Origin of the sequence: Streptomyces sp. NPDC013457 (genome assembly GCF_043089925.1) — a bacterium.
Taxonomy (GTDB): Bacteria; Actinomycetota; Actinomycetes; order Streptomycetales; family Streptomycetaceae; genus Streptomyces.
In genome coordinates, this window is the sequence record NZ_JBICBL010000001.1 from 510,387 (window position 1) to 529,057 (window position 18,671).

Below are 18,671 nucleotides of genomic sequence, written 5' to 3' on the forward strand. Positions count from 1 at the left end.
CCCGACGGCCGGGTGTTGTTCGTCCGACTCTTCCCGGGGCACGGCCGCGGTGGATGCACGGACCGGTTTCTATAGGCTGATCGTGTGGCCAGCACAGAGGAATCCGAGACCGGGGACACCGCGTCCGAGCGCGCACCGGGCGATCTGCAGAGTTTCGCCGTCGAGCTGCGGCGGACGAACGGAGAGATCAACCGGCTGGTCCACGGTTTCGCACTCGCGCAGGGTCTGCATCCCACGGACGTGCAGGCGCTCTCGGTGGTCCTGGACAGCAGCGAGCCGCTGACGCCGGGCCGGCTGCGGGAGCGTCTGGGGCTGACCTCGGGGGCGGTCACCGCCTGTCTCGACCGGCTCGAAAGGGCCGGACACATCCGCCGTTCCCGTGAGAGCGCCGACCGCAGGGTCGTCCATGTGCACTACGTGGAGGGGGCGAAGGCCGCCGCGCGCAGCTACTTCATGCCGCTCGCGCAGGCGACGGAGCGGGCCCGGCTCCGGTTCGACGAGGACGAGCTGGCCGTGGCGCTGCGGTTCCTGAGCGCGCTCAACGACGAACTCGGCGAACTCCGCGTGCCCCGTCGCTGAACGCGCCGGTGCATCCGGACGGGCTCGCGCGCCGGAAGGGGGTCCGGAGCGGGACTCCTCGGAGCCGGGGATGCCCCGTGCCGTCGTGTCCTAGATCCACCATGGTTCAATCTCTCTCAATCATTGAGATTCTTTTCCTTCGAGATACCTTCTGCCCGTGAGAGACCTCGTCCCTGGAGTCCGCATGTCCAGCCCCACACGATGGGCAGGCCGTCTGCTGCCCCTCGTCCTGCTCGTCGTCTGGCTCGCCGTCGGAGGCGGGCTCGGCCCGTACGCGGGCAAGCTCGGTGAGGTGGCCACCAACGACCAGGCCGCCTTCCTCCCCCGCAGTGCCGAGTCGACCCGGGTGATCGAGGCCCAGCGAGCCTTCCGGCAGGAGGAGACGCTCCCCGCGCTCGTCGTCTGGACGGCGCCCGGCGGTGGCACGATCGGCGCGGAACAGCGGTCCGCCGCCACCCGCGCGCTGGCCACGCTCGCCGGAGAGCCGGGAGTCGTCGGTACGCCGTCCCCGGCCCTGCCCTCCGAGGACGGGGAGGCGCTGCGCGGAGTGGTCCAGCTGCGCCCGGACCTGGGCGAGGAACTGGCGCCCACGCTGAAGTCGGTCGACCGGGCGGCTTCCTCGGTGCCGGGGACCACCGTCTGGCTCGCGGGACCCGCCGCCACCCAGGCCGACCTGTCGGACGCCTTCGCCGGCATCGACGGACTGCTCCTCGCGGTCGCCCTGGTCACGGTGCTGCTCATCCTGCTGCTCGTGTACCGCAGTGTGCTGCTGCCTCTGGTCATCATCCTGGGCGCGGTGTTCTCGCTCGCCCTGGCGTGCGCCGTCGTGTACGTCCTCGCCGACCACGACGTCGTCCGTGTGGACGGCCAGGTGCAGGGCATCCTGTCGATCCTGGTCATCGGTGCCGCCACCGACTACGCGCTGCTTCTCGCCGCCCGGTACCGGGAGGAGCTCTCCCGCCGCGACGGCGACCGGTTCCCCGCCATGCGCGCCGCGCTGCGGCGGTCCGCCGGACCGATCACGGCCAGCGCGGCCACCGTGGCCCTCGGCCTGCTCGCCCTGCTCTTCAGCGATCTGACGAACAACCGGGCGCTGGGCCCGGTGGGCGCCATCGGCATCGTCTGCGCCGTGCTGAGCGCCCTGACCTTCCTGCCCGCCGTCCTCGTCCTGCTCGGCCGCGCCGCGTACTGGCCCGCACGGCCGCGCCCGGCGGACCCCGGGAGCGGTGACTCCGGGAGCGGCGGCCACGGCATCTGGCGCCGGGTGGCCGCGCTCGTGGACCGCGCGCCGCGCAAGGTCTGGGCGGCGACGCTCGCGGGGCTCCTCGCCTGCGCCGCCTTCGCACCCACCCTGCAGTCCCAGGGGGTTCCGCTCGACGAGATCTTCGTGAACGACGCCCCGTCCGTCGCCGCGCAGGAGACCCTCGGCCGTCACTTCCCCGGCGGCGCGGGCAATCCGGCGATCGTGATCGCCGACGCCGCCGCGCTGGACGGCGTCACCTCGGCGGCCGAGGGCGTGGACGGCGTGGACTCGGTCACCGCGGTCACCGCCTCCGGCCGGCCGGGGGCGGGCGCGCCGCTCGTCGTCGACGGCCGGGTCCGGATCGACGTCACCCTGGCCGACGCCGCGGACGGCGAAGCCGCCAAGGACTCCGTCGCCCGGCTCCGTACGGCCGTGCACGCCGTGCCGGGGGCGGACGCCCTCGTCGGCGGCTACACGGCTCAGCGGTACGACACCCAACGGACGGCCGAACGCGACCGGATGCTCATCGTGCCGGTGGTGCTCGCGATCATCCTGGTCATCCTCGTCGGCCTGCTCCGCTCCCTGCTGATGCCGCTGCTCCTCGTCGCCACGGTGGCCCTGAACTTCGTCGCCACCCTCGGCGTCTCGGCGCTGGTGTTCCAGCACGTGTTCGGCTTCACCGGCACCGACTCCTCGGTCCCGCTCTACGGGTTCGTCTTCCTGGTCGCCCTCGGCGTGGACTACAACATCTTCCTGATGTCCCGGGTCCGGGAGGAATCGCTGCGGCACGGGGTACGTGAGGGCGTTCTGCGCGGGCTGACCGCGACCGGCGGTGTCATCACCTCCGCCGGTGTCGTCCTGGCCGCCACCTTCGCGGCGCTGGGCGTCATTCCGCTGGCGTTCCTGGTGCAGATCGCCTTCATCGTCGCCTTCGGCGTCCTCCTGGACACCCTCGTCGTCCGCTCCCTGCTGGTGCCGGCCCTCGTACGGGACCTCGGCCCCGTCGCCTGGTGGCCCGGCGCGCTCAGCCGCCGCGAGGACCGGGCCACCTCCGGATGAGGCCGTGGCCGCCACCCGGCCCGGGGCGGGGTGGCGGCCACGTACGGCGGGAGCACGGCTCGGGTACGGCGCGAGTGACCGCGCGAGCAGGGCTCGGACTACTTCGGCATCAGCACCGTGTCGACGATGTAGACCGTGGCGTTGGCGGTGGGCACGTTGCCGCACACGACCTTCGAGGAGTCGTTGACGGTGTAGCTCTCCCCCGAGCCCGAGGTGGTGAGCGTGCTCTTCTGAAGGGTCTCGAACGAGCCGTTCTCCATCTGCTGCGGCGTCAGCTTCTGGCCGACGACGTGGTAGGTGAGGATCTTGGTGAGCTGCTCCTTGTCGGCGAGGACCTTGTCCAGGTCGGCCTTCGGGATCTTGGCGAAGGCGTCGTTCGTCGGCGCGAAGACCGTGATGTTCTCCGCGTTGTTCAGGGTGTCCACGAGGCCGGCCTGCTTGACGGCGGCGACCAGCGTGGACAGCTCCGGGTTGTTCGAGGCGGCCGTGGCGACCGGGTCCTCGGCCATCCCGTCGAAGGACCCGGCGCCCTCCTTCGGCACCGAGGCACAGGCGGGGCCGAAGGGCTCGTCGGCCGTCGTGCCGCCCGAGGCCGGCTGCGAGGTGGCGGCGTCCGGCGCCGCCGCGGCCTCACTGTCCGACCCGCCGCCCGCGCAGGCGGAGAGGCCCAGCGGCAGCAGCACGGCGGCGGTGACGGCAACGGCGGCGCGGCGGTAGCTCTGGCTGTTCATGATCACTCCTGAGTCGGGGGGCCCACCGGTCGGTGGCCCACGCCGCTTATTCGTCACGCGAGCGCCTCCGGATGGCTCTCTCACCCGAAAGAGTCATGAGGAACGGTTGTCGCCCTCGGTGGCACGGGCCCGCGCCCGGACACGTCCGGAACGCGACCCGTCCGGCGGGCCGACGGCTCCGAATACTCCTCGAACCCGAGTGCTTCTGGAGGCCTTCCCGGTGAGAGAGAACGTGCAGATCGGCAGGGCCCCGTCCCCGGCTCCGGACCTGCCCGAGGTGATGGGCCGCGTGGCCCACGGGGACCAGCAGGCGTTCGCGACGGTCTTCGAGGCGGTCTCCGGGCCGGTGCTCGGCCTGGTCCGCACGGTGCTGCGGGACCCCGCGCAGTCGGAGGAGGTCGCGCAGGAGGTGCTCGTCGAGGTCTGGCGGACGGCGGCCCGCTACCAGCCCTCGCGGGGTTCGGTGATGACCTGGGTCCTGACGCTCGCGCACCGCAGGGCGGTCGACCGGGTGCGCTCCGAGCAGGCGGCGAGCGACCGGGAGGCACGGGTCGCCCTCCTGGAGCACACACCGGCGTACGACGAGGTGGTGGAACAGGTCGAGCTCCGGCTGGAGCGGGAACAGCTCCGGCGCTGTCTGCGGGGTCTGACCGAGCTGCAGCGCGAGTCGGTGACGCTGGCCTACTACCGCGGCCTCACGTACCGGGAGGTCGCGGAACTGCTGACCCTGCCGCTGGGAACCGTCAAGACGCGGCTGCGCGACGGTCTCATCCGGCTCCGGGACTGCCTGGGGGTGGGCGCGTGAACGCGATGGATCCGCACACCTTGACCGGCGCGTATGCGCTCGACGCGCTGGATTCCGGGGAGCGCGAGGCCGTGGAGCGGCATCTGACGGGGTGTCCGTCATGTGCCGAGGAGGTACAGGAGTTCTCCGAGACGGTGACCAGGCTCGGCCTCGCCGTCGCCGTGGCGCCCACCGCGTCGCTGCGGACGGGGGTGATGGGCCGGATCGCGACCGTACGCCAGGATCCGCCGGCGACGTCGGCGGGGCGCTCCCTGCCGGGGCGTCGCGGGCTGCGCCGGCTGTCCCACTGGGCCCTCGCGGCCTGTCTGGCGGGCGCCGTCGGGCTGGGTGGCGTCGCGGTCTGGCAGTACGGGCAGGCGGAGGAGGCGCGGCAGGAGGCCCGCCAGGCGCGCGGGGCGAACGACGCGGTCGCGGCGGTCCTGGCCGCTCCGGACGCCCGGATCTCCACCACCCGCGTCGAGGGGGGCGCCGTGGGCACGGTCGTCGTCTCCCGCTCGCTCGACCGGGCGGTGTTCGCGGCGGCCGGCATGGCGGCGCCGCCGAGCGGAAAGGTCTACCAGCTCTGGTACGACGACGCCGGCACCATGCGCCCGGCCGGGCTGATGGACCCGCGCGCCACCACCGAGGCGACCCTGCTGGAGGGCCCCGTGAGCGGGGCGTCGGGCATGGGCATCACCGTGGAACCGGCGGGCGGCTCGCCCCATCCGACCTCGAACCCGGTGGCCGTACTCGCCTTCCCCCAGGGCTGACGCGTCGGGCGGCTTCCCCGTGGGAGGGGGCGCCGGGCCTTCCCACGGGCCGGCGCCGATCCCCCGGGCCGGCGCCCCGGGGGGGCGCCGCCCGAGGGCCGGTAGCCCGTCACTTGGTCTCGTCGGCGGGGCCGACGTGTTCGCCGGGGGTGGCGAGTTCCTCCACCGCGCCCGCTCCGACGACCGCGCCCGTGGACCTCTTCGCGCGGCGCAGCCGGCGCTCAAGCCAGCCGGCGAAGGTGGTGAGCGCGAAGTTGAGGATCACGAAGATGACGGCGACGACGGTGAAGCTGGCGATCGTGTTGGCGCCGTAGTTGGCGCTCATCGGGCGTACGGACGCGAGCAGCTCGGAGAAGCCGAGCATGGCTCCGCCGAGCGCCGTGTCCTTGACGATGACGACGAGCTGGCTGACGAGCGCCGGGAGCATCGCGGTGACCGACTGGGGCAGCAGGACGTACGCCATGGTCTGGCCCTTGCGCATGCCGATCGCCTTCGCGGCGTCCGTCTGGCCGCCGGGCAGGGCGAGGATGCCGGCCCGGACCACCTCGGCGAGGACCGAGGCGTTGTAGAGGACCAGTCCGGTGACGACCGCGTAGAGGGGGCGGGTCTCCGGACTGATGTCGGTGAACTCGGAGTAGGCCGCGTTGGCGAAGAGCATCAGGATGAGCACGGGAATGGCGCGGAAGAACTCCACGACCGTGCCGGCCGCGCCCCGTACCCACCGGTGGTCGGAGAGCCGGGCGATGCCGAAGAGGGCGCCGAGGGGCAGGGCGATGAGCATGGAGAGCGCCGCGGCGATGACGGTGTTCTTCAGGGCCGGGAGGAGGAACGTCGTCCAGACCCGGGAGTCCGTGACGAAGGGCTCCCACTTGTCCGCCGCGAGCTGGTTCTTGTCCGCGAGGCTGACGAGGACCCACCAGATCACGGCGGCGAGGGCGATCAGGAACAGCAGCGTGTAGAGGACGTTGCGGCGCTTCGCGCGCGGTCCCGGGACGTCGTAGAGGACGGTGGGCCGTTCCTTCATCGCTTCACCGCCACCTTCTTGCTCAGCCAGCCGAAGAAGAGCCCGGTGGGCAGGGTGAGGCAGATGAAGCCGAAGGCGAAGATCGCCGAGATGAGGAGCAGCTGAGCCTCGTTCTCGATCATCTCCCGCATCAGCAGGGCGGCCTCGGCGACGCCGATCGTGGCGGCGACCGTGGTGTTCTTGGTGAGGGCGATCAGGACGTTGGCCAGCGGTCCCACCACGGAGCGGAAGGCCTGCGGAAGCACGATGAGACGCAGGACCTGGGGGAAGTTGAGCCCGATGGCACGGGCGGCCTCGACCTGACCGAGTGGGACGGTGTTGATGCCCGAGCGCACCGCCTCGCAGACGAACGCGGCGGTGTAGGCGATCAGTCCGAGGACGCCGAGCCGGAAGTTGATGGTGGTGAAGTCCTTGGCGCCCATGTTGACGCCGAGGGTCTGGAAGAGCCCGAGCGAGGTGAAGACGATGATGACGGTGAGGGGGATGTTACGGACGATGTTCACGTACACGGTGCCGAAGCCCCGCATCAGGGGGACGGGGCTGACGCGCATGGCGGCCAGCAGCGTCCCCCAGATCAGGGAGCCGATCGCGGAGTAGACGGTGAGCTGCACCGTCACCCAGAACGCTCCCAGCAGGTCGTAGCCTTCGAGGAAATCGAACACGGAGGCCCACTCACTTGACGACGACGCCGATCTCCGGCGCGGGTTCGTTCTGGTATTCGGCAGGACCGAAGTTGTCCTTCACCGCCTTGTCCCAGGAGCCGTCCGCGACCATCTGTTCGAGCGCGTCGTTGATCTGCTCCTTGAGTTCGCTTCCCTTCTGCACGCCGATGCCGTAGTTCTCGTTGCTCATCTTGAAGCCGCCGAGCTTGAACTTGCCCTCGAACTCGGGCTGCGAGGCGTAGCCGGCGAGGATCGAGTCGTCGGTGGTCACCGCGTCGATCACGCCGTTCTCCAGACCGGTCAGGCACTCCGAGTACCCGCCGTACTCCTGGAGCTGGGCCTGCGGGGCCAGCTTCTCCTTGACGTTCTGCGCGGACGTCGAGCCGGTGACCGAGCAGAGCCGCTTGTTGTTGAGGTCGGACGGCTGCTTGATGGAGTCGTCGTCCGCGCGGATGAGCACGTCCTGGTGGGCCAGGAGATACGGACCCGCGAAGTCGACCTTCTGCGCCCGCTCGTCGTTGATGGAGTACGAGGCGGCGATGAAGTCGACGTCGCCGCGCTCCAGCATCGTCTCCCGGTCGGCGCTCTTGGCCTCCTTCCACTCGATGTCGCCGGGATCGCGGCCGAGCTGCTTGGCCACGTAGGTGGCCACGTCGACGTCGAAGCCGGTGTACGTGCCGTCCGGCGTCTTCAGTCCGACGCCGGGCTGGTCGTACTTGATGCCGACGGTGATCTTCTCGTCGTCGCCGCTCGACCCGTTCCCGCTGTCGTCGCTGCACGCGGCCAGGGAGAAGGAGAGGGTGAGAGCGGCGGCGGCCGCCACGACGGCTTTGGTGCGCTTGCGCGGATTCATGTGATCACCCCTGGGGCTGCTGGGCACGGCGACCGCGGTCAGTGGTGAAGGATCTTCGAGAGGAAGTCCTTGGCGCGGTCGCTGCTCGGATTGCTGAAGAACTGGTCGGGCGTGGTCTCCTCCACGATCCTGCCGTCCGCCATGAACACCACACGGTTGGCCGCGGAGCGTGCGAAGCCCATCTCGTGCGTGACGACGACCATGGTCATTCCGTCACGGGCGAGCTGCTGCATGACCTCCAGTACCTCGTTGATCATCTCGGGGTCGAGCGCGGAGGTCGGCTCGTCGAAGAGCATCACCTTCGGCTCCATCGCCAGCGCGCGGGCGATGGCGACACGCTGCTGCTGGCCGCCGGAGAGCTGCGCGGGGTACTTGTCCGCCTGGGACGCGACCCCGACACGGTCGAGCAGCTCACGGGCCCGCTTCTCCGCGGCCTTCTTGTCCTTCTTACGGACCTTGATCTGGCCGAGGGTGACGTTCTCGAGCACGGTCTTGTGCGCGAAGAGGTTGAACGACTGGAACACCATGCCGACGTCGGCACGGAGCGCGGCGAGCTCGCGGCCCTCGGCGGGCAGCGGCTTGCCGTCGATGACGATCTCGCCGGAGTCGATGGTCTCCAGACGGTTGATGGCACGGCAGAGGGTCGACTTCCCGCCACCGGAGGGCCCGATGACCACGACGACCTCGCCGCGGCCGACGGTCAGGTCGATGGACTGGAGCACATGGAGGGCGCCGAAGTGTTTGTCGACGTCCTTCAGCACGACGAGCGCGTCGGGCATGGCAGCCTCCTGGTTCGCCGCTCCCACCCTCCTCACGTTCATGCTCCGCCCTCGGCCGATGGACCGCACGCCGGGCGTCCGCCACACGGCGGAGTCCACGCGAGGAACGGACACAATGAAAACGATTGTCACATCGGCCCGGAGGTCGGCGGTGGTGGGCGGCGGGCGGCGGAACGGTCAGTCCCCGGGCGCGGACTCCTCCGCGAGGACGCGCTGGGCCACGGCGAAGGCCGCGTTGGCCGCCGGAACACCGCAGTAGACCGCCGTCTGGAGCAGGACGGCCCCGATCTCCTCCGGCGTGAGGCCGTTACCCCGGGCCGCACGCACGTGCATCGCCAGCTCGTCGAGGTGACCGCGGGCCACCAGGGCCGTCAGGGTCACCAGGCTCCGCTCGCGCCGCGAGAGCGTGGGGTCGGTCCAGATCTCGCCCCAGGCGTAGCGCGTGATGAAGTCCTGGAAGGGCGCCGTGAACGCCGTCCGGTCCGCCTGCGCACGGTCCACGTGCGCGTCGCCGAGCACCTGGCGGCGGACCGCCATGCCCCGTTTCGCGCCGCCGTCCGTGAAGTGACCGCGCAGTGCGGCGAGGACGGCCTCGGGCCGTTCCGCCGGGGCCAGATGCGAGGCCCCCGGGATCTCGGTGAGCGTCGCGCCGGGGACCGCGTCCGCGATCTCCCGCAGATGCGCAGGCGGGGTCGCCGGGTCCTCGCGCCCGGCGACGAGAAGCGTGGGGGCGGTGATCGAGGCGAGCCGGTCCCGCAGGTCGAAGGCGGCGAGGGCGTCGCAGCAGGCGGCATACGCCTCGGGGTCGGCGCGGCGGTGGTCGTCGACGAGACGCGGAACGGTGAAGCCCGGGGTGAACCAGCGCGCGGGTGCCGTCTCCGCGAGTGCGGCCAGACCCTCGCGACGGACGGTCGCCGCGCGGTCGGCCCAGGGCGCGGCGGGCCCGAAGTGCGCGGAGGAGCAGAGCACCGCGAGCCGCTCCACCCGCCCGGGGTGGTGTGCGGCGAGGTGCAGGCCCACCGCGCCGCCGAGGGAGACTCCGGCGTACGAGAAGCGGTCGGCGCCGAGCTCGTCGGCGAGGTCGCCTACGAGACGGGCCAGGTCGGCGACGGTCGCTCCGGGGCCGATGAGGGAGGCGGGTGAGCCGCCGTGGCCGGGCAGGTCCCAGCGGACGATCCGGTGGGTGGCCGACAGCTCGGGTGCGACCGCGTCCCAGAGGGCGGTGGACGTGCCGAGCGAGGGGCCGAGGATCAGCACGGGCGCGCCGGGCGGCCCCTCGACGCGGTGATGCAGTCCCGCGTACGGCGGCGGGGTGGCGGTGACGGTCACGGTCGCTCCAGGGCGCGGTCGGTCAGGGCTCGGGCGGAGCCGGTGTAACGGGTGGGGTCGGCGAGCTCGTCGAGGTCGAGGCCGAGGTCCCGGAGCTCGGGTACTCCGGCGAGCAGTTCGGCGAGCGGGAGCCCCTCGGCGCCTGAGCGCCGGGCGAGTTCGGTCAGGAGTTCCTTCGCACGGGGGCGTCCGAGCACCGGGGCGAGAGCTGCGGAGAGGCGCTCGGAGACGATCAGCCCGCCGGTGAGGTCGAGGTGGTGACGCATGACGTCGGCGTGGACCTGGAGCCCCGAGGCCAGTTCCGCGGCGTCGCGGGCCGCCCCGCCCGCGAGCCGGAGCAGTTCGCGCAGCGGTTCCCACTCGGCGTGCCAGGCGCCCGCGGGCCGCTCGTCCTCGGCGGCCAGCGAGCCGTACAGCGCGGCGGCCAGGTGCGGGGCCCGCCGCGCGGCCGCGGCGACGAGCGTCGCCCGCACGGGGTTCGCCTTGTGCGGCATGGCGGAGGAGCCCCCGCCCGCCCCCTCCGCCACCTCCGCGATCTCGGTACGGGAGAGGGTGAGGACGTCGGCGGCGCACTTCCCGAGGGCCCCCGCGGTGAAGGCGAGGGCTCCCGCGAGGTCGGCGACCGGGGTGCGCAGGGTGTGCCAGGGCAGCGCGGGCTCGGCGAGGCCGGTCTCCCGCGCATAGGCGGCCACGAGCCGTTCGGCACCCCCCGGCAACCCTTCGCCGTAGACGTCGAAGGCGGCCAACGTCCCTGCCGCACCACCGAGTTGGGCGGGCAGTGCGTCCCGTACCGTACGGATGCGATCACGCGCGTCGAGTACGAGCGCCCGCCAGCCGGCGGCCTTGAGGCCGAAGGTGGTGGGCACGGCGTGCTGGGTGAGGGTACGGCCGGGCATGGCCGTGTCCCGGTGCGCGGCGGCGAGTGTGCGCAGCGCCCGCTCCGTACGGTGGAGTCCGTCCAGGACCAGGGCCAGCGTGCGGCGCGCGACCAGCATCGTCGCGGTGTCCATGATGTCCTGGCTCGTCGCCCCCCGGTGGACGTACGGACGCCACTTCTCGGGCACCGCGTTCGTGAGGTCCGCGACGAGCGGGATGACGGGGTTGCCGCCGGACCGGGCGCGCAGGGCGATGTCCCGTGCGTCGAAGCGGGTGGTGTCCGCCGCGACCGCCGTCACCGCCTCGGCGGCTCCGTGAGGCGCATGTCCGGTGGCGGCCTGGGCGCGGGTGAGGGCCGCCTCCGCGTCGAGGAGCGCCCGCAGGAACGCGGTGTCGCCCGTCGCCGCCTCGACCGGTGAGCCCGCGCGCCCCGGCGCGAGGAGGCCCACGTCGATCAGGTCGGCCGTCATGCGAACTCCAGGAAGACCGTCTCACCCTCGCCCTGGAGGCGGATGTCGAAGCGGTACGCGCGGGGCGCGGTCACCGTCGCCCCGTCGGGCCTGGCGACCAGGGTGGCGCGGCGCTCGGGCGGGAGGGCGTCCAGCAGCGCGTCGGGGCCGTCCCTGAGGTATGCCCGGGTGAAGAGGTGGTGCAGCAGGCCGCGGGCGAAGACGCAGACGCTGATGTACGGCAGACCTGTGTTGCCGGGGGGCAGCGTGGCCAGTGCGTAGTGGCCGTCGGCGTCCGTGGCGACCCGGCCGAACCCGGTGAAGCCGGTTCCGCCGCGCCCGAGATGACCGCCGGTGACGGGGTCGCGGCGCATCGAGCCGGGCGCACCGGCGAGGGATCCGTCGGGCGCGGCCTGCCAGAAGTCGAGGAGCGCGTCGGGGACGGGTGCGCCCTCGCCGTCGTAGACGTGTCCGTGCAGGACGATCCGGTCGGGATGGCCGTCGGGCGCTATGCGCTCCCCGTCGGGGAAGGGCAGGGCGTACCCGTAGAACGGACCGACGGTGTGGGAGGGGGTGGGGAGAAGCGTCATCGCGGGTCAGCGCCCTTCTTCGATCCAGGTGGCGGAGGGACCGTCGAGAACGATGTCCCAGGCGTAGCCGAGGGAGAACTCGGGCCGCGACAGCGTGTGGTCGTAGCGGGCGACGAGCCGTTCGCGGGCCGCGGGGTCGGTGACCGAGCGCAGGATCGGGTCGTGGGCGAGGAGCGGGTCGCCGGGGAAGTACATCTGCGTCACGAGGCGCTGGGTGAAGGCCGTGCCGAAGACGGAGAAGTGGATGTGGGCGGGGCGCCAGGCGTTGGTGTGGTTCCGCCACGGGTAGGCGCCGGGCCTGACGGTGGTGAAGGTGTAGCGGCCCTCGCCGTCGGTGAGGGTCCGGCCGACGCCGGTGAAGTTCGGGTCGAGCGGCGCCGGGTGCTGGTCGCGCAGATGGGCGTACCGGCCGGAGGCGTTGGCCTGCCACACCTCGATGAGCTGTCCGCGTACGGGGCGGCCCGCCCGGTCGAGGAGGCGCCCGGAGACGGTGATCCGCTCGCCGAGGGGCTCGCCCGCGTGCCGGCGGGTGAGGTCGTTGTCGGTCTCGGTGATGTCGGTGGGGCCGAAGACGGGGCCGGAGAGCTCGACGGTCTCGGGGTCGCCGCCGTCGACGGCGACGAGCGGCAGCCGGGGGTGGCGGAGCAGGGAGCTGCGGTACGGGGCGTAGGCGCGGGGCGGGTGGACGCGGGGCGCGGCGCCGGCGGCCAGTTCCTTGTCGTAGGCGTTCTGGAGCTCGTCGATCTCGGTGTCGATGTCCGACTGGGTGAGGGCCATGGATGTTCCCGGAGGTGTCAGCGGGCGGAGGCGGGGGTGGCGAGGTGGACCGTGGCCGCCGTCCTGGCGAGGAGGTCGGCGGGGTCGACGCCGGGCGCGGTCTCGGTGAGGACGAGGCCGTCGTCGGTGACGTCGAGGACGCCGAGGTCGGTGACGATCCGGTCGACGCAGCCCCGGCCGGTCAGCGGGAGGGTGCACTCCTCCACGATCTTCGGCGTTCCGTCCTTGGCGGTGTGGGTCATCACGACGATGACCGTCCTGGCGCCGTGGACGAGGTCCATCGCGCCGCCGATGCCGGTGACGAGCCTGCCCGGTACGGCCCAGTTGGCGAGGTCGCCGCGGGCGGAGACCTGCATGGCGCCGAGCACGGCGACGTCGATGTGCCCGCCGCGGATCATCCCGAAGGAGAGTGCGGAGTCGAAGTAGGAGGCACCGGGCAGGACGGTGACGGTCTCCTTGCCCGCGTTGATGAGATCGGGGTCGACCTCGTCCTCGGTGGGGTACGGCCCGGTGCCGAGGATTCCGTTCTCCGACTCCAGGATCACCTCGACGCCCTCGGGGAGGTGGTTGGGGATCAGGGTCGGCAGTCCGATGCCGAGATTCACGTACTGGCCGTCCCTCAGCTCGCGCGCGGCGCGGGCGGCCATCTGCTCGCGGGTCCAGCTCATCGCGTGGTCCTCCTCTCTATGCGCTTCGCCCCGGCCTGTTCGGGGGTCAGGGCGACGACGCGCTGGACGAAGACGCCGGGGAGGTGCACGGCGTCGGGGTCGAGCTCGCCCGGCTCGACCAGCTCCTCCACCTCGGCGATCGTGACCTTTCCGGCCATCGCGGCGAGGGGGTTGAAGTTCCGCGCCGACTTGCGGAAGACGAGGTTGCCGTGGCGGTCCCCGCGCGCGGCGCGGACGAGCGCGAAGTCGGTGCGGATGGCGCGCTCCAGGACGTGGGCGACGCCGTCGAACTCCCGTACCTCCTTGGGCGGCGAGGCGAGAGCGACGCCGCCCTCGCCGTCGTAGCGCCAGGGCAGGCCGCCGTCGGCGATCTGGGTGCCGACGCCCGCGGGGGTGTAGAAGGCGGGGATGCCGCAGCCGCCGGCCCGGAGCCGCTCGGCGAGCGTGCCCTGCGGGATCAGCTCCACCTCCAGCTCGCCGGCGAGGTACTGGCGGGCGAACTCCTTGTTGGCGCCGATGTACGAGCCCGTGACCCGGGCGATGCGGCCCGCGGAGAGGAGGACGGCCAGGCCGGTGTCCATCGCCCCGCAGTTGTTGGAGACGATGCGCAGCCCGGTGGAGCCGCGTCGGTGGAGGGCGTCGACGAGCACGGCGGGAACGCCGCTGAGGCCGAAGCCGCCGACCGCGAGCGAGACCCCGTCGCCCACGTCGGCCACCGCGTCGGCTGCGGTGGGGACGACCTTGTCCATACGGAGAGCCTCCGGAGTCGAGTCGAGGAATCGAGAGAAACAGTCCAATTAGTCAGTGCACTGAGCATCTGAGCGATGCCGCCATGCTGGCACCGGCACTCGTGCGCGTCAATAGCCACCGGAGACAGGGGCGTATCGTTCAGTACACCGACGAACTCAACCGGAGGCAGACGATGGCCGCGGTCGATCTGACCACCCATCCCGGGCACCTGGCCCGACGGCTCCAGCAGGCGCACCACCTGCTGTGGACGACGATGGTCTCGGAGGAGATCACCTCCCCGCAGTTCGGCGTCCTCAACGCCCTGACCGCCGAGCCGGGGCTCGATCAGCGCACGGTGGGCGAGCGCGTGGGCCTGGACCGCTCCACGATCGCCGAGGTCGTCAGCCGGCTCACGCGCCGCGGCCTGCTCGACAAGGTGCGCGACACGGAGGACGGTCGCCGCTTCCTGCTGCGCCTGACCGAGGACGGCCGCCGGACGCACCGCCGGCTGACGGTCCGCACGGCGCGGATGAACCAGGTCTTCCTGGCCCCTCTCTCGGCGGAGGAGCAGGCCCAGTTCATGAGCCTGATGCTGCGGGTGTCGGACGCGGCCGAACGCCTGCGGGACCCGTCGGAGACCACGGGCTCCTGACGGCTTCCAGGGACGGTGGCGACAGGACGCGGCGCAAGCGACCCGGCCTGTCAGGCTTCGGGTACGGGGGCGAACCGGCCCGCCGTGCGGAGGTCCTCCTCGATCCGGGCCGCCGTGGCACGCAGTTCGGGGAGGACCTCGCCGACACATTCCTCCACCGTGCGGCGGCTGCTGTGCATGGCCACGTTCACGGCGGCCACCACCGCTCCCGCGCGGTCGCGCACCGGCACGGCGATCGAGCGCAGTCCTTGCTCCAGCTCCTCGTCGACGAGGGCGTACCCCTGCTCCCGCACCCGCGCCAGGACGGCGGCGAGCTCTCCGGCCGAGGTGAGGGTGTACGGGGTGAGGGCCTGCGGCTCGGTCTCCGCCAGCCACGCGGCGCGGGCGTCGGACGGCAGATCGGCGAGCATCACCCGGCCCAGCGAGGTGGCGTGGGCGGGGAAGCGGGTGCCGACGGTGATGTGGACGCTCATGATCCGGCGCGTGGCCACCCGGGCGGTGTACCGGACGTCAGGGCCGGCGAGCACCGCGAGGGACGCCGAGTCGTGGACGCGCCGCGAGAGTTCGGCGAGGTGTGGTGCGGCGATCTGCGGAAGCGGCAGCCGTGAGAGGTACGGATAGCCGAGCGCGAGGACTCTCGGGGCGAGCCGGAAGAGGCGGCCCTCGGCTTCGACGTATCCCAGATGCTCCAGGGTGATCAGGGCGCGCCGGGCGGTGGCGCGGGCGAGCCCGGTCGCCTCGGCGACGGCGCTCAGGGGGAGCGCGGCCCGGCCCTCGCCGAACGCGGTGAGGACGGTGAGCCCGCGGGCGAGGGACTCGATGAAGCCCCGGCCGAGCTCCTGCTTCGAGGCGTGGGTCCAGTCGGCGAGGCCGGGCGCAGGGTCTGCCGGATCCCGCGGACGGGAACGCCGACCGCCGACCGCCTCCTGCCCCTGCCCCTTCAGCAGGGCCTCCCACTCCGCGACCGCGCTCCGCAGGCGGGGCAGCATCGCCTCGCGCAGCGAATCGGCCGTGTGACGGCTGGTGTGGCTGACCACGCTCGCCACACAGGTGACCGCGCCGTCCGCGTCCCGCACGGGCAGCGCGAGCGCCACCAGGCCCGGTTCGATGAGCTGGTCGTCCAGGGCCCAGCCGCACTCACCGGCCCGCGCCGCATGCGCGGCGAACTCCTTCTCGTCCGGACCGTCGCCGGGTGGGACGGCGGGAAAACCCGTCGCCCGGGGGTCCGCCGCCCTGCGCGCCCGCCACCGCGCCCACTCCTCCTCCGTCCAGTCGGCGGCCAGCAGCGCTCCCGGCGCGGTCCGTTCGGCCGGGAGCAGGTCGCCGATGCGGAAGCTGAGGGACATCGCGCGCCGACGGGTGGCCTGGTGGACGAAGCGGACGCCGTCGCCGTCCGCGACGGCGAGAGACACCGACTCGTCCAGTGCGTCGGCGAGCGCGTCGGCGGGGCCGCCGAGCAGCCCGGGGAGCCCGAGGGCGGCCAGGTACGCGTTGCCCAGATCCATCAGCCGGGGCGCGAGGAAGACGTCACGGCCGTCGAGGCGTACGTATCCCATGCGGGCGAGCGTGCCGGTCACCCGGTCGACGGTGGAGCGGGCCAGGCCGGTGATGCGCTCCAGCTCACTGAGGCTGAGCACCCCGTCGGCGTCGGTGAGCCGGCGCAGCACCATGAGCCCGCGCGTCAGCGGCGCGACGGCCTCGGGCGGCACGGTTCCGGTCGATGGCATGGAGTCTCCCTGACGATCTCGGGGACACCGTAGAGGACGGACGCCGCGGCGGGCCGCGGTGTCCACGCGGGGCGTTGACAGCGGGGCGCGGCGGGCGCAGACTCGGCCCACTCTTCGGTGAAGTTTATTTCACTATACGAACATGGAGGCTCGATGCACACCACCGTCGGCATCATCGGCGGCGGCCCTTCCGGGCTGCTCCTCGCCCGTCTGCTGCGCGGCGCCGGCATCGACAGCGTGGTCCTGGAGTCCCGCGACCGGTCGTACGTGGAGCAGCGGCAGCGCGCCGGGATTCTCGAGCAGGCCACCGTCGACGCCCTGCGGGCGGCGGGGGCGGGTGCGCGGCTGGACAAGGAGGGGATGGCCCACGACGGCATCGAGCTCCGCTTCGACGGCCGGGCCCACCGGGTCGACTTCCCCGCGCTCACCGACGGCCGCCGGGTCTGGGTCTACGCGCAGACCGAGGTGGTGAAGGACCTGATCGCCCTTCAACTCGCCGAGGGCGGACCGCTGCTGTTCGGTGCCGAGGCGCGGTCCGTGGAGGGCGTCGACACGGACCAACCGGCGATCCACTACACCCACGAGGGCCGCGAAAAGACCCTGACCTGCGACTACGTGGTCGGTTGCGACGGCTTCCACGGGGTCGCGCGCACGGCGGTTCCGGAGGGCGAGCAGACGACGTACGAGCGGACGTACCCGTACTCCTGGCTCGGCATCCTCGCCGAAGCCCCGCCCGTGTACGAGGAGTTGATCTACGCCCACTCCGAACGGGGCTTCGCGCTCGCCAGCATGCGCTCCCCCGCCGTGAGCCGGCTCTACCTCCAGGTACCGAACGGCACCGACCCGGCCGACTGGCCGGACGACCGGATCTGGGACGAGCTCGACGCCCGCTTCGCGCTCGGCGACGCTCCCGAGTGGCGGCTCCGGCGTGGCCCGATCACCCAGAAGTCGGTGCTGCCGATGCGGAGTTCGGTGACCGAACCGATGCGGTACGGCCGGCTGTTCCTCGCCGGGGACGCGGCCCACATCGTTCCGCCGACCGGTGCGAAGGGGCTCAACCTCGCCGCCGCCGACGTGATCGTCCTGGCGCGGGCGTTCGCCCACCGGGCGGCGACGGGCTCGACGCGGCTGCTCGACGGCTACTCCGACGCGTGCCTGCGCCGGGTGTGGCGCGCCGAGCACTTCTCGTACGCCATGACGACGACCCTGCACACCGATCCGGCCCAGTCCGGTTTCGACACCCGGCTCCAGCTCTCCCAGCTGGACCGGATCGCGCGTTCGCCGCATGCCGCGGCGGAACTCGCCCAGAACTACGTGGGGTTGCCGATCGAGGAGGGCGTGGAGGTCGTGGAAGGCGCGGGAGCGGAGGAGGCCGTGGTCCGCAGCGCCGAGGCGTAGATCTCGTCGGGGTCGAGCCTGCGCAGTTCCTCGGCGATCAGCTCTGCCGTCGTACGGACCTTGAGGGCGAGGACCCGGTTGGGCTGGCCGGGGATGGAGAGCCGGGCGACCGGGCCTTCGGGCCGGTCGATGCGGATCTCGCCGTCGGGCGTGCCGAGACGCACGGCGGTGACGACCGGCCCGTCCGTGACGACCCGTTCGACCGGGACCCGCAGCCGGTCCTCGAACCAGAGGGCCAGCAGCTCGGCGCTCGGGTTGTCGGCCTCGCTCTCCACGGCCGCCGAGACCACCGTCGCGGCGGCCTGGTCGAGGGCGGCGGCCAGCATCGAGCGCCACGGGGTGAGCCGGGTCCAGGCGAGATCGGTGTCACCGGGGGCGTAGGAGGCGGCGCGGACGGCCAGTGCGCCGAGGGGGTCCTCGACGGCGTACGCGTCGGTGATGCGGCGCTGCGCGAGCGAGCCGAGCGGGTCCTTGGCGGGGACGTCGGGGGCGTCGACCGGCCACCAGACGACGACGGGGGCGTCGGGGAGCAGGAGCGGGAGAACCACGGAGTCGGCGCGGGCGCCGAGTTCGCCGTGCAGCCGGAGCAGGACGGTCTCCCCCGAGCCGGCGTCGCTGCCGACGCGCACCTCCGCGTCCAGCCGGTCCTCGTACCGCCGCCGGGGTGAACGGCCGTGTCGCTTGATGACGACGAGCGTGCGCGAGGGGTGCTCGCGCGAGGCTTCGTTGGCGGCCTTCAGCGAGTCGTAGGCGTTCTCCTCGTCGGTGACGATCACGAGGGTGAGCACCATGCCGACGGCGGGTGTGCCGACGGCCCTGCGGCCCTCGACGATCGCCTTGTTGATCTTGCTGGAAGTGGTGTCCGTGAGGTCGATCTTCATGGCCCGCGCCCGTTCCCTCCGTCGCCCAGCGCCCGCTGCGGACTGTCCCCCCGAGCCTACGCGGGCGGCGAGGCTCCCGCCCCACCCACCGGTACCGGCGGGGGCAGGGCG

The 18,671-nt window shown here is 72.5% G+C and carries 19 protein-coding genes; 6 read left to right on the forward strand and 13 right to left on the reverse strand.

Annotated elements, in window-relative coordinates; all coding sequences use genetic code 11:
• Positions 1 to 84: 84 nt before the first annotated feature.
• Together ACF1G2_RS02215 and ACF1G2_RS02220 are read left to right on the forward strand one after the other, a co-directional pair.
• On the forward strand, positions 85 to 579 hold the full coding sequence (locus tag ACF1G2_RS02215) for a MarR family winged helix-turn-helix transcriptional regulator (RefSeq protein WP_391796394.1): 495 nt from the start codon (positions 85 to 87) through the stop codon (positions 577 to 579).
• A gap of 184 nt (positions 580 to 763) precedes the next feature.
• Complete coding sequence (locus ACF1G2_RS02220) at positions 764 to 2,881, forward strand: MMPL family transporter (RefSeq protein ID WP_391796395.1); 2,118 nt, start codon at positions 764 to 766, stop codon at positions 2,879 to 2,881.
• A gap of 98 nt (positions 2,882 to 2,979) precedes the next feature.
• Here the strand turns inward: ACF1G2_RS02220 and ACF1G2_RS02225 are convergent, their stop codons facing one another.
• Positions 2,980 to 3,612 carry a fasciclin domain-containing protein gene (locus ACF1G2_RS02225; protein WP_391796396.1) on the reverse strand — a complete coding sequence of 211 codons (633 nt, stop codon included), beginning with the start codon at positions 3,610 to 3,612 and terminating at the stop codon, positions 2,980 to 2,982.
• A gap of 220 nt (positions 3,613 to 3,832) precedes the next feature.
• On the opposite strand from ACF1G2_RS02225, the gene ACF1G2_RS02230 reads away from it, so the two are divergent.
• Both ACF1G2_RS02230 and ACF1G2_RS02235 read left to right on the forward strand, forming a co-directional pair.
• Positions 3,833 to 4,417 (forward strand): sigma-70 family RNA polymerase sigma factor, encoded by a 585-nt coding sequence (locus ACF1G2_RS02230; protein ID WP_391796397.1) that lies wholly within the window; start codon positions 3,833 to 3,835, stop codon positions 4,415 to 4,417.
• Positions 4,418 to 4,422: 5 nt separating this feature from the next.
• Positions 4,423 to 5,166, forward strand: a complete 744-nt coding sequence (locus ACF1G2_RS02235) for an anti-sigma factor domain-containing protein (protein ID WP_391797016.1) — start codon at positions 4,423 to 4,425, stop codon at positions 5,164 to 5,166.
• 109 nt (positions 5,167 to 5,275) lie between these two features.
• Here the strand turns inward: ACF1G2_RS02235 and ACF1G2_RS02240 are convergent, their stop codons facing one another.
• The 10 genes from ACF1G2_RS02240 to ACF1G2_RS02285 all read right to left on the reverse strand — a co-directional run bounded on the left by ACF1G2_RS02240 (position 5,276) and on the right by ACF1G2_RS02285 (position 13,922).
• The gene (locus tag ACF1G2_RS02240; protein ID WP_391796398.1) at positions 5,276 to 6,190 is read right to left on the reverse strand and encodes an amino acid ABC transporter permease; all 915 of its coding nucleotides are present in this window, start codon (positions 6,188 to 6,190) and stop codon (positions 5,276 to 5,278) included.
• On the reverse strand, positions 6,187 to 6,852 hold the full coding sequence (locus tag ACF1G2_RS02245; protein ID WP_391796399.1) for an amino acid ABC transporter permease: 666 nt from the start codon (positions 6,850 to 6,852) through the stop codon (positions 6,187 to 6,189). The genes ACF1G2_RS02240 and ACF1G2_RS02245 overlap by 4 nt, the downstream gene beginning before the upstream one ends.
• Positions 6,853 to 6,862: 10 nt before the next feature.
• Complete coding sequence (locus ACF1G2_RS02250) at positions 6,863 to 7,705, reverse strand: glutamate ABC transporter substrate-binding protein (protein ID WP_391796400.1); 843 nt, start codon at positions 7,703 to 7,705, stop codon at positions 6,863 to 6,865.
• Between the two features lie 38 nt (positions 7,706 to 7,743).
• Positions 7,744 to 8,484 carry an amino acid ABC transporter ATP-binding protein gene (locus ACF1G2_RS02255; protein WP_391796401.1) on the reverse strand — a complete coding sequence of 247 codons (741 nt, stop codon included), beginning with the start codon at positions 8,482 to 8,484 and terminating at the stop codon, positions 7,744 to 7,746.
• Between the two features lie 177 nt (positions 8,485 to 8,661).
• Positions 8,662 to 9,813, reverse strand: coding sequence for a 3-oxoadipate enol-lactonase (pcaD, locus tag ACF1G2_RS02260; RefSeq protein ID WP_391796402.1), 1,152 nt, complete (start codon positions 9,811 to 9,813; stop codon positions 8,662 to 8,664).
• Positions 9,810 to 11,159, reverse strand: coding sequence for a 3-carboxy-cis,cis-muconate cycloisomerase (pcaB, locus tag ACF1G2_RS02265; RefSeq protein ID WP_391796403.1), 1,350 nt, complete (start codon positions 11,157 to 11,159; stop codon positions 9,810 to 9,812). Before pcaB ends, pcaD begins: the two co-directional genes overlap by 4 nt.
• Positions 11,156 to 11,728: a protocatechuate 3,4-dioxygenase subunit alpha gene (pcaG, locus tag ACF1G2_RS02270; RefSeq protein ID WP_391796404.1), complete on the reverse strand. Its 573-nt coding sequence runs from the start codon at positions 11,726 to 11,728 to the stop codon at positions 11,156 to 11,158. Before pcaG ends, pcaB begins: the two co-directional genes overlap by 4 nt.
• Before the next feature lie 6 nt (positions 11,729 to 11,734).
• Positions 11,735 to 12,505 carry a protocatechuate 3,4-dioxygenase subunit beta gene (gene pcaH, locus ACF1G2_RS02275; protein WP_391796405.1) on the reverse strand — a complete coding sequence of 257 codons (771 nt, stop codon included), beginning with the start codon at positions 12,503 to 12,505 and terminating at the stop codon, positions 11,735 to 11,737.
• A gap of 17 nt (positions 12,506 to 12,522) precedes the next feature.
• A complete protein-coding gene (locus tag ACF1G2_RS02280; protein WP_391796406.1) occupies positions 12,523 to 13,173 on the reverse strand; it encodes a CoA transferase subunit B in 651 nt (216 codons plus the stop codon).
• A complete protein-coding gene (locus tag ACF1G2_RS02285) occupies positions 13,170 to 13,922 on the reverse strand; it encodes a CoA transferase subunit A (protein ID WP_391796407.1) in 753 nt (250 codons plus the stop codon). The genes ACF1G2_RS02280 and ACF1G2_RS02285 overlap by 4 nt, the downstream gene beginning before the upstream one ends.
• 173 nt (positions 13,923 to 14,095) lie before the next feature.
• Here ACF1G2_RS02285 and ACF1G2_RS02290 point away from each other — a divergent pair, with 173 nt between their 5' ends.
• Entirely contained in the window at positions 14,096 to 14,554 is a 459-nt protein-coding gene (locus ACF1G2_RS02290; protein ID WP_391796408.1) for a MarR family winged helix-turn-helix transcriptional regulator, read from the forward strand.
• 50 nt (positions 14,555 to 14,604) lie between these two features.
• On the opposite strand, the gene ACF1G2_RS02295 is transcribed toward ACF1G2_RS02290, so the two are convergent.
• Positions 14,605 to 16,281, reverse strand: a complete 1,677-nt coding sequence (locus ACF1G2_RS02295) for an IclR family transcriptional regulator C-terminal domain-containing protein (protein ID WP_391796409.1) — start codon at positions 16,279 to 16,281, stop codon at positions 14,605 to 14,607.
• A 153-nt stretch (positions 16,282 to 16,434) separates the two neighbouring features.
• On the opposite strand from ACF1G2_RS02295, the gene ACF1G2_RS02300 reads away from it, so the two are divergent.
• On the forward strand, positions 16,435 to 17,679 hold the full coding sequence (locus tag ACF1G2_RS02300; protein WP_391796410.1) for a 4-hydroxybenzoate 3-monooxygenase: 1,245 nt from the start codon (positions 16,435 to 16,437) through the stop codon (positions 17,677 to 17,679).
• On the opposite strand, the gene opcA is transcribed toward ACF1G2_RS02300, so the two are convergent.
• Positions 17,592 to 18,560 carry a glucose-6-phosphate dehydrogenase assembly protein OpcA gene (opcA, locus tag ACF1G2_RS02305; RefSeq protein WP_391796411.1) on the reverse strand — a complete coding sequence of 323 codons (969 nt, stop codon included), beginning with the start codon at positions 18,558 to 18,560 and terminating at the stop codon, positions 17,592 to 17,594. The two genes, ACF1G2_RS02300 and opcA, sit on opposite strands and share 88 nt — an antisense overlap.
• Positions 18,561 to 18,671: the final 111 nt, after the last annotated feature.

Coding starts and splice junctions, on each gene's coding strand:
- ACF1G2_RS02220 (WP_391796395.1), top strand. CDS start 764: ATGTCCAGCCCCACACGATGGGCAGGCCGTCTGCTGCCCCTCGTCCTG.
- ACF1G2_RS02225 (WP_391796396.1), bottom strand. CDS start 3,612: ATGAACAGCCAGAGCTACCGCCGCGCCGCCGTTGCCGTCACCGCCGCC.
- ACF1G2_RS02235 (WP_391797016.1), top strand. CDS start 4,423: ATGGATCCGCACACCTTGACCGGCGCGTATGCGCTCGACGCGCTGGAT.
- ACF1G2_RS02240 (WP_391796398.1), bottom strand. CDS start 6,190: ATGAAGGAACGGCCCACCGTCCTCTACGACGTCCCGGGACCGCGCGCG.
- ACF1G2_RS02250 (WP_391796400.1), bottom strand. CDS start 7,705: ATGAATCCGCGCAAGCGCACCAAAGCCGTCGTGGCGGCCGCCGCCGCT.
- ACF1G2_RS02255 (WP_391796401.1), bottom strand. CDS start 8,484: ATGCCCGACGCGCTCGTCGTGCTGAAGGACGTCGACAAACACTTCGGC.
- pcaB (WP_391796403.1), bottom strand. CDS start 11,159: ATGACGGCCGACCTGATCGACGTGGGCCTCCTCGCGCCGGGGCGCGCG.
- pcaG (WP_391796404.1), bottom strand. CDS start 11,728: ATGACGCTTCTCCCCACCCCCTCCCACACCGTCGGTCCGTTCTACGGG.
- pcaH (WP_391796405.1), bottom strand. CDS start 12,505: ATGGCCCTCACCCAGTCGGACATCGACACCGAGATCGACGAGCTCCAG.
- ACF1G2_RS02280 (WP_391796406.1), bottom strand. CDS start 13,173: ATGAGCTGGACCCGCGAGCAGATGGCCGCCCGCGCCGCGCGCGAGCTG.
- ACF1G2_RS02285 (WP_391796407.1), bottom strand. CDS start 13,922: ATGGACAAGGTCGTCCCCACCGCAGCCGACGCGGTGGCCGACGTGGGC.
- ACF1G2_RS02290 (WP_391796408.1), top strand. CDS start 14,096: ATGGCCGCGGTCGATCTGACCACCCATCCCGGGCACCTGGCCCGACGG.
- ACF1G2_RS02295 (WP_391796409.1), bottom strand. CDS start 16,281: ATGCCATCGACCGGAACCGTGCCGCCCGAGGCCGTCGCGCCGCTGACG.
- ACF1G2_RS02300 (WP_391796410.1), top strand. CDS start 16,435: ATGCACACCACCGTCGGCATCATCGGCGGCGGCCCTTCCGGGCTGCTC.
- opcA (WP_391796411.1), bottom strand. CDS start 18,560: ATGAAGATCGACCTCACGGACACCACTTCCAGCAAGATCAACAAGGCG.